This is a genomic window from Phycisphaera sp., from assembly GCA_025916675.1.
Taxonomy (GTDB): domain Bacteria; phylum Planctomycetota; class Phycisphaerae; order Phycisphaerales; family UBA1924; genus JAHCJI01.
Genome location: CP098402.1, coordinates 1,527,829 through 1,542,064, shown reverse-complemented (window position 1 = coordinate 1,542,064; position 14,236 = coordinate 1,527,829). Strand labels below are relative to the sequence as shown.

The following is a 14,236-nucleotide window of genomic DNA, read 5'->3' as shown; positions in this document are numbered from 1 at the left end:
GTGAACGACTTACTCCAGGCTGGCAACATCGAGCGGCTGCCGCCGCCCCCGCTGCTCGAGCGTTTCCTCTTCGAGCAGCCCTTGCTGCCCATCGCCGTGCTCGTCCTTCTGGCCATCATCGCCGTGGTTGCGTTTGCCAGCCGTAACCAGCGCCGGAGGGGCCTCATTGTGGCCGGCGTGCTCGTGGCCGTGGCGACCGGCGTCTACCTGGCATCGATGTTGGTGACGACCGAGCGCGAGACGCTGCTCGAGCGGACGGAGGTCGCCATCGGCGCCACAGCGCAGGTCGAGGTTGACGCGATGAGTGAGATCTTGACCGAGGACGCCTACCTGCGCACGGCGGGTGCCATCGCACGTGTTCAGCTTCCAGTCGAGGGTCGAACCGAAATCATCGATCTGGCCGCACGCCGATTGCAATCGCGATATCGCGTCGGCCAGTGGGAGATCCTGGATCGCCAGGCGACCATCGATGGCCCGAACCTGGGACGGACCCTCGTCCGCGTGGGCGTCGATGTCGACGGATTCAGCCGTACCCACTACTCGTGGTGGCGTTTGCACTGGGAGCGTGGGCCCGACGGCGTCTGGCGGTGCTTCGAGCTCGAACCGCTGTGGATCCAACTCGTTGGTTCGGCTTGATCCTTCCGACTACCGCTTTGGAATGCCCACGAGCACGCTGCGCTGGGCCTGGGGTTCTTCGCCTTGCAGCGTCACCCTGCGCTCGGCACCATTGAGCAGGTTGTATGGGAACTTCGCCTGGAGGTCGTAGAACGCCGGGCTGCGCAATCCGGTCTGCGGGTCGACCTCCTCGGCCCGGAACAGCCCGACCGTCACGCTGCTGTAGTTCGGCCCGTGAAAATAGAACGCCTGCTCGCCCTCGCTCCGCAATGTCGCCACAGCCCGCTCGGCCGCCCGGCGAGCCTCCATGCGCTCGGCATCGGTCGCCGGCCGCCCATCGGCACGCCCGTAGCTGCCGATCTGCAGCGTGTAGATATAGCCCGGCCCGTACGTCCGATGCACGTTCAGCAGGTCATGCTCGGGGTTGGTCCCGGTCGAGGCTAACGGTGGTGTCAGGATCGCCCGCTCGAACGGCGTGAAGCCTCGGATCTGGACTCCTCGTACCCGCTCGAGTTCGGCTGCCGCTTCTGGATCGTCCGGCCCGCCGAACCGGCCCAGCGTGAGAAGGATGGCCCTCCCTCGCTGCTCGACCCTGGCGCCTTGCAGCCCGCCCTCGTTGACCACGCGATCGTGGGCGAGACGGGCGGCCTTGTCCGCTTCTTCCCCCCGGAACGCCGCAAGCACGATCGTCCAGGCCCCGTCGTCACGAGCGGAGGTGCCGCCCCCTGGGAACAATGCTCGGCCCTCGCCTGGATCGATGGACGGACCCGCCTCACCGCCACCGGCGCAGCCAACGAGCCCCGCCCCGACAGCCGCGAAGACGCACCATGCCACCCGGGCTTGCCCAGATTTACATTGCTTGGCGGCGACATCCGTACAAACACCAAGTGGTTTTCGGACTTGGGCAAAAAAAATCTTTCGTGGGCCGTGGTGAAGGAGTGCTGCGTTCATGGGCTCTATCTCGGTTGGACCCGCTCTGAGTGTGCCGTGAGGGCTACTTGAGCGATTCTTTGGCGCGGTGGTGAAGTTTGTAGCGGTCGTGCCACCTGGGACGATATTCACCCTGTTCCGGTGACGGGACGGTGGTAAGAGAGAACGGTGGTTGGGTGGCAATGGAACGCCACCCTCGCAAGGGCAAGACGTCACGATCGGGGTGCCAACGGGGCATTCTGGGCTATACGTATTGCCAACCGCCGCACGAGAGAGGGGTTGTTCAATTGATGCGTTCGAGAGATTCAGTTCGGAGGCCCCGCCACATGTCAGACATCGGCCAAGTTAGCTCCGGGTCCCATGCCCGAGACATCGAACCCAGGCCCATCGCCCGTCCGGATCGCGATCCGGGCCAGCAGCCGGGTCGCAACGCCCAGGCACCTCGCCGCGAGCCCGATCGCATCGAGATCTCGCCGGCGGCGCGGGCCGGTCGCGAGACCTCGGAAATCCGAGCCGAACTCGTGATCCGAGTTCGCGAAGAGATTGTCCGGGGCGTGTACGAGTCGCCAGCTCGCATCGAGGGCACCGTCGACGCCCTGCTCAGCGAGTTTGATCCCAACGCCTGACCGTTCGCGGGGTCAATAGCCCCAAGAACGGAGTTCCGGTGGAGAGAAGATTCGACGCCGCGATGCCTCAGGGTGTTGCGGCGTCGTCGCGCGCGGGCTCCTCGGCCGGCGGGTTCACAAGACGATCGACCGCGCCGATGACCTGCGAGATCGCGCGAGCAAAGCGTTCCTTGTCGATCGTGTCCACCGCGTCGGTGGATTGGTGGTAGTGGGGGTTGCGGAAGTTGGCCGTGTCGGTCAGCATCACGCCCGGCCAGCCTCGGATCAGGAACTCGGCGTGATCCGATCGCATCAGGTCGGGTGGCGGCACCACGAACATGTCGATGGGCAGCACGCTTGCATCTGGCTCGGTCTCGAGCATCGCTGCGGCCAGACCCCGGCTGAAGCTCTGGTGCCGCTTGACACCCAGGATCGCGAGAAAATCCCCGCGGTCCGGCTGCTCGAACCCCTCCATCGGCGGCAATGGCGACCGCTGGCTCCCCGGCTCGTCGCTGTAGTAGCCGAGCATCTCGAGCGAGATCGCGCCGAACACGGTCATCTCTCCAGATTCGACCTTCGGCTCGATGTTGTCGGTCGCGTGCTTCCTCGCACCGTGCAGGCCGGCTTCTTCGAGTGTCGTGAAGAGCAGCCGCACGCTGCGCTGCCGGGGCCTGTCCTTGATCGCCCGGGCCATCTCCAGCAACGCGACCACGCCGGTGCCGTTGTCGTCGGCTCCCGGGCTTCCTACGACCGCATCGATGTGGGCCATGACCACCAGCCACTCGCGAGCGAGGTCGCCGTCGCCCGGAAGATCAACCCAGATGTTCCGCGGCGTCGGCGCCTCCTCCGGCGTCAGATTGGCTATGCGTTCGGGCCTCGGGACCTCCTGGGTCTGCGGATCGTACCCCAGCGTTCTGAGCCTTTGGAGCACCAGCGTCTCGGTGCGTTGCAGGCCGGCGGTGTCCTCGGGTGTCCGGTGGCCCGCACGCGCGGTGGGCAATTCGGCGAGCAACTCCATGGCTCGCGCTGCGTCGACATGATGCCAAGCAGGCTCCTGGGCTGGGGCCGCATCGGCTTGGGCCCAAACAGCCACCGGCATCGCGAGCAGCATGGTGATCGAGCATCGGGCCAGGCGGGTGATGGACATGGTCATGATCTTCTCCTGCCAGCGTCTTCGGACCTTGCATCGCACTTTCTTCGCGCAATATGGCGGTTCTACGCCGCTGCTCGGCCGAAGTGCTCGGTATACATAGTAGAATGGTCGCTTGGAGGACCGTTCGATGATCAGACCCGGCTTGATGCGTGCTATGGCCATCCTACTGGTGGCGGCAACGCCCGCCATCGCCCAACTCCGCGTGGCGACGTGGAACCTAACCAACTTCAATGGCTCCGACGCCGACCGCAACGACGCGTTCAGGACGTCGCTGTTCGCCGAGTTCGATGGCCGCTCGCTGCGCCCGGACGTGCTAGTGGTCCAGGAAGTGACCGGTGCGGCGGCCGCGAGTCGTCTGCCGGGCATCCTCAATAGCGACGCTCGCGGTGGGCAGGACTGGGCGCTCGCTCAGTTCGTCGATGGCCCGACCACCGATAGCGCGCTGGTATATCGCACGTCCCGCGTATCGGTGCGTGAGGTGGTCATCGCGTCGGCGGGCGGCAGTTCCCCACTTCCCCCGCGCAACACGATGCGCTACGACCTGGCTCTCGCAGGATACGACACGCCCGTGCTGAGCTTGTACAGCACGCACATGAAGGCCGGCACCTCGGGCAGCGACAGGGACCGGCGCGAGGTTGAGGCCCAAGCCATCCGAGCCGATGCCGAGGACCTGCCCGAGGGCACCTGCATCATGCTGCTGGGCGACCTCAACATGCGGAGTTCGAGCGAGGACGCGTATGGGGACCTGGTCGACAGCCGCACCGACAACAACGGCCGCTTGTTCGACCCGATCAAGAGCCCGGGCTCGTGGAACAACAGCTCGCTTTTCCGCTTCCTCCACACGCAGGATCCCGTTGACCAGATGGACGACCGGTTCGACCTCATCCTGATCAACGATGACCTCTTCGATGGCGACGGCATCGAGTACTTAGGCGACGTGACCGTCCAGTTCAGCCGAACGCGGTTCGATGATCCCAACCACAGCTACCGTTCGTGGGGTAACGACGGCAGCTCGTTCGACGATCCGCTTACCACCAGCGGCAACGACATGGTCGGCCCTGTCATCGCCCAGGCTCTCAGAGACGCTCCCGGCGGATCGCTCGGCCACCTGCCGGTGTTCCTCGACTTGCTGGTGCCCGCCAAAATCGGCACGCTGGCCTCGCTCAGCTTTGGTGAGGTTGCTGTTGGCCAGGAGATCGTGCTCGACCTGCCTGTTGGCAACCTCGGGAGCGTTTCGCTGTGGAGCGCCGCTGGCATCCAGCCGTTGCGGTTCACGGTTGTTGCACCGCCGCCCTTCGATGCTCCGCTAGATGTGGTCACCGTGCCCGCCGGGTCGCCTACGGCTTTTGTGCCCATTACCCTAATTCCCACCTCCGCCGGCGACATCGACACGGAACTGCGTGTCGTCAGCAACGATCCAGATCGCCCCGAGGCCATCGTCCGGCTCCTGGCCACCGCCGTTGCGAGTTGCCGCGCCGATCTGGACGGCGATGGGCGGCTCAGCATCTTCGACTTCCTCGAATTCCAGAACCTGTTCTCATCCGGCGACCCCGCGGCCGATTTCGATGGTGATGGCGAGCTGACGCTGTTCGACTTCCTGGCGTTCCAGAACGAGTTCGACGCTGGTTGCTGAGCTGCCCCGGCTGCTGAACGCAACGTGGCGAATACACGGCCCCGATTCGCCATATGGTGGCAGCATGTTCGGTAGGCCTCGGGATATCGAAGGACACACCCGGTAACGCGATCCCTGTCATAGGCGGTAGGCTCCTGTGGCGGCCCGCCCGTGGCCGCTTTCTGTCGTCTCTGTGGAGGGGGAAAGCAAGATGTTGAAAACGACTGATCGTGCGGCGGCGTTGCTGGCTCTGGCCGGCGGTGTTCTTGCTCTGTGTTCCGCGTCGGTTGTGGCTGATCCGATCTCGGGGCCATTCACTGTCGAGGTGAACGACCTGGGTGTGCTGACCGCATCGCCCAGCGGGGCGCTGCGCACCTACGACGGCGACATCTTCCACCTGGCTGACGCTGGCGGGCAGGGCATCATCGAGTGGTCGGGCTACCAGTACATGGTGGGGGGTGAGGTCAGGCGTTTCGTCGCCAGCGGCACCGAGGGTGATTGGTTGAATCGGCCGGCGGTCGAAGCCGTGTCGAGTGAGTTCACACCCGAGCGCGCCGTCACGGTGACGCGCACGCCGCACCTCGAGATCCACACCGAGGCGTGGTTCGATGGATCAGAGTTAATCGTCTCGACGACGTTCACCAACACGAGCGACGAGCGTGTCCGCGGGATGTTCTTCTCGCGTGAATGCCGGACGATGGACGCGGTCGATACCACGTTCCCGGCTGATTGGTCTCAGGAAGTGCCGGTCGCGGCGGACGGTGTCAGCCGCCGGCTGTGGATGCTCGATGACATCTTGCCCGGGGCCGTGGCCCAGGTGACGTGGTCGTATACCAATACGTCCGAGGTCGATGGCCCCGATGACCCCGACACGGATGTACCCCTGAGCTTGTGGACGAGCCCGGCGTTCCCGAGTGGGCTGATCTACGGCTTCACAAATGGCATCAGTTGGGGCGATTACGACGCCGACGGCTGGCCCGACGTGTTCGCGTGCCAGGGCGGCGAGCTCTGGCGGAATCAGGAGGGCAACGGCTGGCTGATGGTCGATGATCTCGATCGCCTGCTGCCCTTCGCTCAACGCCGGTACGGATCGTCGTTCGGTGATTACAACAACGATGGGCTGCCCGACATCGCGACGTCCCCGCGTGACTTCCCGGGCGATACCTGCATGCATCTGCTTCGTAACGACGGCGACCTCAACTTCGTCGACATCATGCTCGACCGCTCACTGGTCGACGTGCAGCCCTGCAACGCCCACGGCGAGGCGATCTGCTTTGCCGATGTCGATGCCGACAACGACATGGACATGATCCTGCCGGTGTACCCAGCGTGGGCCTTCGGTAATCACGGGAACTACTTCTTCGACAACCTCGGGCCCGTCGGGCCGGGGGGCGAGTACGTGCTCGACGAAGATACGGCAGAAGCGGGCCTGCTCAACCCGCCGCCGGCCAGCGCGCGGAGCGAGGGGGCCCAGTTCGTCGATGTCGATTTCGATGGCGACCTGGATTGGTATTGCAACGGGCACATGTACCAGAACAACTCGACCGTGGGCGATCCATCGTTCAACTTCATGGCCGAACGATCCAGCGGCATCCGCTTCTCGACGTTCCTGGAAGAGGGCATCGCGTTCCTCGATTATGACTTGGACGGCGACTACGACTTGATCGCGATCTACACCGGCCCTGGCATCAAGTTGTGGGAGAATCGCGGCGACGGGACCTACTTCGAGCGCACGGGCGCGATTGACAGCCCGTTCATCGGGCTCGATCTCGGCATCAGCGTGGTCGATTGGGACAACGATGGCGACCTGGACTTCACCAGCCGCAGCGTGTTCCGCCAGAACCAGCTCATGGAAACCGGCGAGGCCCGCTACACCGTCGCCACGACCGACATCCCCTCGAGCCACCGCACCAGCGCGACGCCCGCGTACGCCGACTGGGACCGTGATGGCGACCTCGATTGTGCGCTGGGCAACTGGCTGGAGCGTGGCCGCTTCTACGAGAACACGCTGTATGACAACTCGACGCCCGAAGAACAGAAGCGGTACATCCGCGTGCGAGCGATGACCGATGACGACACGATCGAGCGCGGACTCGAAACCCAGTACGGCGCCAACGTCATCCTCGACATCGAGGGCGATACGGTCCACCGCATGAAGTTCCTGACCAGCTCGGCGGGCTACCTCAACCAAGACGAGTACCCGGTGCACCTGGCCCTGCCGGCCGACCCATTCCCGGGCGATCCAACGCGGGACCTCGAGGTGTCGCTGATCGTCGACTTCCCGGGCCTGCCCGAGATCGGCTATCGGCGAGTCGATCGTCTGGTGAACTCGGCGCTGGGCGACATCGACATCGCAACCCTGGCCGACCGTGAGGTCGTCGTGTTCCGCTCGGGAACCGTCGTGATCGACGGCGAGACGTTCGCGCCCGATGGCGATCCGAACATGATGTTCACCGCCGGACGGGAGCTCATCAAGGCCGACCCCGCGATGGGCATGAACCGGCCGACCCCGCTGGGTTCGCCGGCGTTTGTTGGCGTCGACTTGGACACGACCGACGCCACCGGGCCCAAGCGGATGACCCAGATCATCATCGATGGCCAGCTCCGGGGTGCCTCGGATTGCCAGGGTGAACTCGCGAACGTTGTCTTGTGGGACGTGACCGAAGCGCCGGTGGTTGCCGAACGATTCAACCTGAGCACCAACCCGAACAACGATCGCGCGCACTTCAACGTCGATACGACATTGCTGCCGGCTCGCCAGTACCGCCTGGTTGCGGATGTGCTTTCGAGCCGCCAGTCGCTGTTCTTTGACCCGACCACCGTTGATGGGGTGACGGTCGATGGCGGCCTGTTTGCTTTCGATAGCGCGTGCGACGGTGATGCCGTTGCGGCGACCAACGTCACGCCGGCATTGTTCATGACGGCCCGGTTCCGTGATGCCGTGGGTGGCTGCATCGCCGACTTTGACGGCGACGGAAGCCTGGACATCTTCGACTTCCTGGCGTTCCAGAACGCCTTCGCGCTGGGGGATCTGTCGGCAGACCTCGACGGTGATGGCGTGCTGACGCTTTTCGACTTCCTGGAATTCCAGAACTTGTTCGCGGCGGGCTGCTAAGGCGCGCTGATCCCGGGAATCGGGTCCTACATCTGGTCGTGTTCAACACCCAATCGGCACTCCTTTTCTTTAAGGGGCGCCGGTTCTTTTCTACGTGGACGATCGCCCATGATTCTGGGGGTATGACCAACCCCCGCATACGGGCGATGTTACTAGGATCGGCTACGCACTCGAATATGGTGGTGCAGCAGGTTAGAACCAACATAGGAGTTGAACATGGACGTATCCAGATTCACGAACGATCCGCGTGTGGAACGAAGCATGGCCGCTCTAGGCGGCGGCGGTCCCTATGCGGTGTCTGACATCACCGATGGTGACGGCCATCGGTATATTGACCTAGTGATGGAGGGCGGCGGTGTATTGGGCATCGCGCTCGTGGGGTACGCCTGGGCACTCGAAGAGATGGGCATCCGGTTTCGCAGCATCGGCGGCACTTCTGCTGGAGCGATCAGCGCATGCCTGCTGGCCGCGGCCGCGCCTCCCGCCGAGCCGAGGGCACTGCGGCTGCTGGCAATGCTTTCGGACATGGATTTTTTCTCGTTCGTCGATGGCGGCGACGACGCGCGTGACCTGGTGCGGGACATCTTTATCAAGCGCCGGGGTTGCTATTCGATCACCCGGGCCGTGCTGCGCAATATCGATGAGATTGTTGGGGAGTGGGGCATCAATCCCGGCGTCGTGTTCGAGGAATGGGTCCGCGAGCGCTTGCTGGAGTGCGGTGTGGAGAGTGTCACGGACCTGGACACCCAGATGAACCGCTGGCCCGATTCGATGTCACACAACGGCGCGCCCCAGGACATGGCGGACCTGCAAGCGAAGCTACGGATCGTGTCCAGTGAGGTCACGACCTATAGCAAGATTGTTTTTCCCGAAATGGCGGGTTTGTTCTACGACGAGCCGGAGGCGCAGAACCCCGCCCGCTTCGTGCGCGCGTCGATGTCGGTGCCCTACTTCTTCGAGCCGATGCGCGTCGCGCCGTTGCCGTCGGGGGACGCGGCGCGGGCCCGATGGCGGGAGTGCGTGGGCTACAACGGCGAGGTGCCGGCAGAAGCGATCTTCCTCGACGGCGGGCTCATGTCGAACTTTCCGATTAGCCTGTTCCACACCCAACCGGGGGGCTCTGGACCAAGGCGGCGACCGCGGTTGCCGACGTTCGGGGCCAAGCTCGGACGCAGCCGGGCCCAGGCCGCACGGGTCACTGGCCCGATCACCATGGGCGGGGCTATGTTCAATGCAGCTCGACAGGCTTCGGATTTTGATTTCTTGTGGCGCAACCCCGATTACCGCTCGCTGGTTGCCGAGATCGAACTCGACGCAAACCGTGACGGCAAGGATGACGTGCATTGGCTCAATTTCAACCTGGAAGAAGGCGAAATGATCGACCTGTTCGCGGCCGGTGTCGACGCGGCTCGGTTGTTCCTGGCTGGCGACCCGAAGTCCAGCCGGAAGCCGTTCGACTGGTCGGCCTATCAGGATAAACGTGAGATGCTGTTCAGGGCCAGTGACGCGTAGCCGGCGTGCTAGGTGGCTACGAATAAGCCCGCGATTCGCGGGCTTGCTGAAGACATCCGATCTGGTTGTCAGGCACCGGCGGACTTGGTGTGCCCTGCCAGCACTTCGAGCAATTCACTATTGATGTCGCGGACACCCACAAACGTGCGTTTGGCGGCATCAACGACTTTTTCGAGCGCGTCGGGCCCGAGGTCGAGCGTGTCCAGCCTGCTCTTAAAGCGGGCCCAGGTCTCGCGCTGGGCTGGGCCGTAGCTGGTGAGGTAGCGCAGGCCGTCGGTCTTCAGATCGAGAGCTGGGCCAATCTTCTTGGCGATGAATCCGTTGCCGTTGGTCGAGCCTTCAAGAACATACTGCACCCCGATGAGGGCGGTGGGGTTGTCCTTCGCGGTGGCCTCGATCCAGGTCACGAAGCTCTGAGTCGCAGGTACGGGTTTCACGTCGGCCGGATCGGTCGACAGATGGGCGAGATCCGCCTCGAGCTTGCCGGTATGACGCAGCTCTTCGCTGTTGAGCGCTTTGACCTGATCGCATGTGCCGGCGGCGTCGTCCAGGCAGCTCTCCAGCTTGCGATGCACGAGGTAGAGCTGGCCCAGGTGGGCGGCGTACTCGGCGCGGCCGAGTTCACCTTTTACTAGCCGCTGCTGGAGCTCGCCGCTCTCGGCCTGCTGGTGCAGGTCCCAGGTGCTGTCTTTCAGCGTGGCGGCGATGCCGGTGGCGGCTTCGGAGTCGCCCGTGTGAGTCGTGGGGTGTTGCATGCGTTCCTGGCTCCTGTCTTGCCGAAGGGTAGGGAGGCTCAGCCGGCGTCGAAGGCGTTCTGGAAGGCCAGGAAGTCGAAGATATCCAGCACACAGTCGCCGTTGAAGTCGGCCAGGGGCTGGTCGGCGTCGAAGGCGTTCTGGAAGGCCAGGAAGTCGAAGATGTCCAGCGAGCCGTCGCCGGTCAGGTCGGCGTCGTCAACCGCGATGACGGTGATATCCAGGCGAGGGGCGTAGCCCAGGATCGGGCTCAGGGCGTTCTCCTTCGTGAAGAACGCGGGGAAGGCGGTCGAGCCTAGCTCGGCGCTGTGCATGCTGGTGACGGTCAGGTTGACCTTGCCGGCGTCGAAGGACGCGTCGAAGAACGACTTGGCCCCCGGGGCGCAGGTATCGATGTCGAAGGTGAACACCGTCTCGGCCGGCACCAGCTCACCTACGGCCACATCAGTGGTCTGGCCGATGGCCATTGGCGTGCTCTCGATGCGCTCGCGCACCTGGCGTGACAAGTCGACCACGTCGTCGACACCCGCGTAGAACGCGGCAAACGCGTTGCGAGCGCCCTCGGCCGGTGGCACGATGGGCGGACCGCCGAACACGCTGGTTTCTTCCCAGTTCTCGATGGTAATGCCGTTGCGATAGCCCGTGGCGTAGAGCTCGATGGGGCGGCCGGCGGTGGTGTCCTCGACATAGTCGGGATCGTCACTCTGGAAATAACTCGCCAGCACGTCCTGAGTGGCGTCGTAGGCGAACTGGAAGTCGTTCTGGACCACCAGTGTGACCCTGGCCGAGACCACGCGGAACGCGTCGGCGCCCATGCCGGTGGGGATGTCGCCGCCGGTGTCGAAGCCGATCACGAACTGGCTGTCGCGATCGTCGAACCCCGCCAGGCCCGTGGCCCCGAAGATGGGCGACTCGGTGCGTGTGCCGGGGGTGGCGCTGAAGGGGTAGTTCCAGCGGTCGCGGACGGGCTCGTCGAAGCTCAGCGAGATCGGGCCGGACTGGGCGAGGCAGGCACCGGCGAGAGCGAGCAGGACGGCGGGGGCGATGGTGCGGGTCATGGGCGGTCTCCTTCAAGAACCGGGCGGCAGATTCTCACCCGAGCGGCATTGCGATTGAGTCTCAGTTGCGTAGTATTGGGCTGGACTCGCTGTTGGTCAAGAAATATTCTTGTATGACAGCAAAGCAGGAGCCCTGCCGTGTCACAGCGCCGTGAGAATGCCGCTTTTACGCTCATCGAACTGCTCGTGGTTATCGCGATCATCTCGATCCTAATCTCGATCCTGCTGCCCAGCCTGGGGGCCGCCCGGGGGCTGGCCAAGGCCACGCGCGAGCTCGCCGCCGCCCAGCAGACGATGCTCGCATTCCAGCTCTACGCCCAAGACAACGGCGGCCGGCTGCTGACCGGCATGCCCGATCGCCGTGACGTGATGGGCCGCCATGCGCCGTTCGACGACCGGGGCGATCCCATCGGCGACCCGCTCATCGCCCAGCGGTACCCATGGCGGCTCGCGCCGTACTTCGACTACAACTTCCGAGGCATGTACGGCGACGCCAAGGCACTCGCGGCCCTGCGCGAACGCCGCGATGACTTCGTCTACACGGTGAGCCTCTACCCCAGCCTGGGCATGAACGTCGCGTACGTCGGCGGGAGCGTGAACCACCTGGGCGACACCACCAGCCAGCGCGTGTTCGGCAAGGTGTTCCTCGAGCGCGACGACCAGGCCACGCGCCCAACCGAGGTCATCGCGTTCGCCTCGGCCCGCTTTCGCGGTCCCGGCACCATCGAAGAACTGCCCGATCCCGAGGGCTTCTTCAGGATCGAAGCGCCGACCTTCAGCAGTGGGTGGCAGGATAGCTATGAAGACCGCGCGGCCAACCCCGGAACCAACAGCGGCTTCGTCAGCCTCCGGCATGGCGGCAAGGCCGTGACCGCCATGCTCGACGGCCACGCCGAGGTGCTGGGGTGGCAGGAGCTTCGGGACATGAGGAAATGGGCTGATCAGGCGACCGGTGAGGATTGGGCTCCGGAGCCGCGCCGATAGCCAAGCGGGGCTAGCAAATTTTCTCGACCGGATTTGCTAGAGCCTGATTACAATATCTCGAAGGCCGGGTGGTGCAGGATCAAGCCGGGTACGACCGTATCAAGCTTGGAGTCTGGATTCACACTTTGAGATGGGGTGAGGTCATGCTCGGGATGAACAATCGGTGGGGTGCGCCAAGGTGTGGTGGGATCCTGATCTCGGTGATCGCGGCGAGTTCGCACGCCCAAACGGTAGTTGGTGGCCCGATCCTCGATGACGTGACTTGGACCGCAGCCGGGAGCCCGTACCGGGTCGTGAACCTCATCATCGTGGGTGACGACGCCACGCTGACGATCGAGCCGGGCGTTACCGTGGAGTTCGGTGACGGGTTGGGCATGGACATCGGCTCGTCCGCGTTCGGTGCGGGCACGCTGATCGCCCGAGGCACCGAAGCCGAACCCGTCGTCTTCAAGGCGCTCGCTACCGATCCAATCCCGGGCCAGTGGCGGGGCATCCACTTCACACCGCTGGCTGTCGATGGTCAGGTCGACTTGGACACTGGGGCCTATCTCGGCGGATCGATCCTCGAACACGTGGACGTGTCGATGGGGGGTGGGCCTTTGGGCATCGGTGCTTCGGTCTACCTCGACCTCAGCGTGGCAGTCTTGAAGGACCTCACCGCCCGACAATCGGGTTCTAGGGGTGTGCGGGCGGAACTGGAAGGCGAGCTTCGCCTCCATGCCGAGAACCTGGAGGCACGTGACAACGCCGGCCTAGGTATGTCCGTCGGTGGCGGTCGATGGCACGAGATTTCCGGGTTTCGGGGGATTGCAAACTCCACCGAGGCGTTGAATATCTTCGATGCTGACGACGTCTTAGTGGTTGATAGCGTGATGGAAGGCCGAACCGGGTCCCGTGGGCTCGCCTTCTCGCGGTGCAATCGTGTCGTGATCGAATCATCACGAATCGAGCAGTGCGATCGCAACGGACTCGCGATCACGGACTGCACGGATGTCGATCTGGTCGGGTGCTCGGTGCTCGAGAACGGCTGGGCGGGTGCGACGATCTCTAGGGTTGAGAATCTGACGATCACCGACAGCGACTTCCGACGCAATTCATCTGATACGTTCTTGGCGTCGTCTTCCGGAATGTTCTTGGGCGAATGCAACAACGTCGTGATCGAGCGGGTGGTTCTCGAAGACAATATGTTCGAAGGCCCCTCTGCCTTTGGCGGCGTGATAACGCTCCATGATAGTGAACGGATTCGCTTGATCGACGTGCGATTCGAGGGCAACACGAGCGTGATGGACTGCGGCGGCCTGCTGGTTGACAACTGCCCCGACACGATCGTGTCCGATTCGGTCTTCGTGGGCAATACTGCTGCGGAACGGGGCGGGGCGGTGCTCCTGCGGAGCCCGGGTGTGGTGTTCGAGGCGACCACGTTCGAGGACAACATGGCCGCGGATGGTGGCGCCGTCTTCATCGATGTAGGCTCAACCGGGACCACGTTTGCTGGTGATCCGGATGCGAGAAGATTTAACGTGTTCACGGACAACGTGGCGACACGCGGGCAGGACGTGTTCAACGGCCAGCCCTTCGATACCGGTGGTTCGAGCAACATCGATGCCAGCAACGTCTGCTGGGGCACACTCGACCAATTCGAGGTGCAGCAGCGCATCTGGGATGGCTTCGACGATCCGTTCCTGGGGTTCATCGTGGCCAACCCGCTGGCCGACTGCGACGCCTGCCGCGCCGATATCGATGGCGACGGCGAGCTGACCATATTCGACTTCCTCGGCTTCCAGAACGCCTTCGACGCCGGCGACCTCACGGTGGCCGACTTCGACGGCGATGGGGTGCTGACCATCTTCGATTTCCTGGCGTTCCAGAACGAGTTCGACGCTGGGTGCCCGTAGCG

Annotated in this window: 11 protein-coding genes; 7 read left to right on the top strand and 4 right to left on the bottom strand. The window is 64.0% G+C overall.

All coding sequences use genetic code 11. The annotated features are described in order from the left end of the window. Entirely contained in the window at window positions 1-636 is a 636-nt protein-coding gene (locus NCW75_06680) for a hypothetical protein (GenBank protein ID UYV13969.1), read from the top strand. A 9-nt stretch (window positions 637-645) separates the two neighbouring features. Here the strand turns inward: NCW75_06680 and NCW75_06675 are convergent, their stop codons facing one another. Further along, window positions 646-1,449, bottom strand: coding sequence for a hypothetical protein (locus tag NCW75_06675; protein ID UYV13968.1), 804 nt, complete (start codon window positions 1,447-1,449; stop codon window positions 646-648). Between the two features lie 422 nt (window positions 1,450-1,871). Between NCW75_06675 and NCW75_06670 the strand changes: the two genes are divergently transcribed. Further along, a complete protein-coding gene (locus NCW75_06670; GenBank protein ID UYV13967.1) occupies window positions 1,872-2,171 on the top strand; it encodes a hypothetical protein in 300 nt (99 codons plus the stop codon). A 67-nt stretch (window positions 2,172-2,238) separates the two neighbouring features. Here NCW75_06670 and NCW75_06665 read toward each other — a convergent pair whose 3' ends face one another. Further along, on the bottom strand, window positions 2,239-3,303 hold the full coding sequence (locus NCW75_06665; GenBank protein UYV13966.1) for a M20/M25/M40 family metallo-hydrolase: 1,065 nt from the start codon (window positions 3,301-3,303) through the stop codon (window positions 2,239-2,241). A gap of 127 nt (window positions 3,304-3,430) precedes the next feature. On the opposite strand from NCW75_06665, the gene NCW75_06660 reads away from it, so the two are divergent. The 3 genes from NCW75_06660 (at window position 3,431) to NCW75_06650 (ending at window position 9,542) form a co-directional block, all read left to right on the top strand. Further along, entirely contained in the window at window positions 3,431-4,936 is a 1,506-nt protein-coding gene (locus tag NCW75_06660) for a hypothetical protein (GenBank protein ID UYV13965.1), read from the top strand. Window positions 4,937-5,126: 190 nt separating this feature from the next. Continuing rightward, window positions 5,127-8,030, top strand: coding sequence for a VCBS repeat-containing protein (locus NCW75_06655; protein UYV13964.1), 2,904 nt, complete (start codon window positions 5,127-5,129; stop codon window positions 8,028-8,030). 216 nt (window positions 8,031-8,246) lie between these two features. Continuing rightward, entirely contained in the window at window positions 8,247-9,542 is a 1,296-nt protein-coding gene (locus NCW75_06650; protein ID UYV13963.1) for a patatin-like phospholipase family protein, read from the top strand. 68 nt (window positions 9,543-9,610) lie between these two features. Here the strand turns inward: NCW75_06650 and NCW75_06645 are convergent, their stop codons facing one another. Continuing rightward, the gene (locus tag NCW75_06645) at window positions 9,611-10,297 is read right to left on the bottom strand and encodes a biliverdin-producing heme oxygenase (GenBank protein UYV13962.1); all 687 of its coding nucleotides are present in this window, start codon (window positions 10,295-10,297) and stop codon (window positions 9,611-9,613) included. Window positions 10,298-10,335: 38 nt separating this feature from the next. Next, window positions 10,336-11,355, bottom strand: coding sequence for a hypothetical protein (locus NCW75_06640; GenBank protein ID UYV13961.1), 1,020 nt, complete (start codon window positions 11,353-11,355; stop codon window positions 10,336-10,338). Window positions 11,356-11,493: 138 nt separating this feature from the next. On the opposite strand from NCW75_06640, the gene NCW75_06635 reads away from it, so the two are divergent. After that, window positions 11,494-12,339, top strand: a complete 846-nt coding sequence (locus tag NCW75_06635; GenBank protein UYV13960.1) for a prepilin-type N-terminal cleavage/methylation domain-containing protein — start codon at window positions 11,494-11,496, stop codon at window positions 12,337-12,339. Window positions 12,340-12,596: 257 nt separating this feature from the next. Beyond that, a complete protein-coding gene (locus NCW75_06630; GenBank protein ID UYV13959.1) occupies window positions 12,597-14,234 on the top strand; it encodes a right-handed parallel beta-helix repeat-containing protein in 1,638 nt (545 codons plus the stop codon). Window positions 14,235-14,236: the final 2 nt, after the last annotated feature.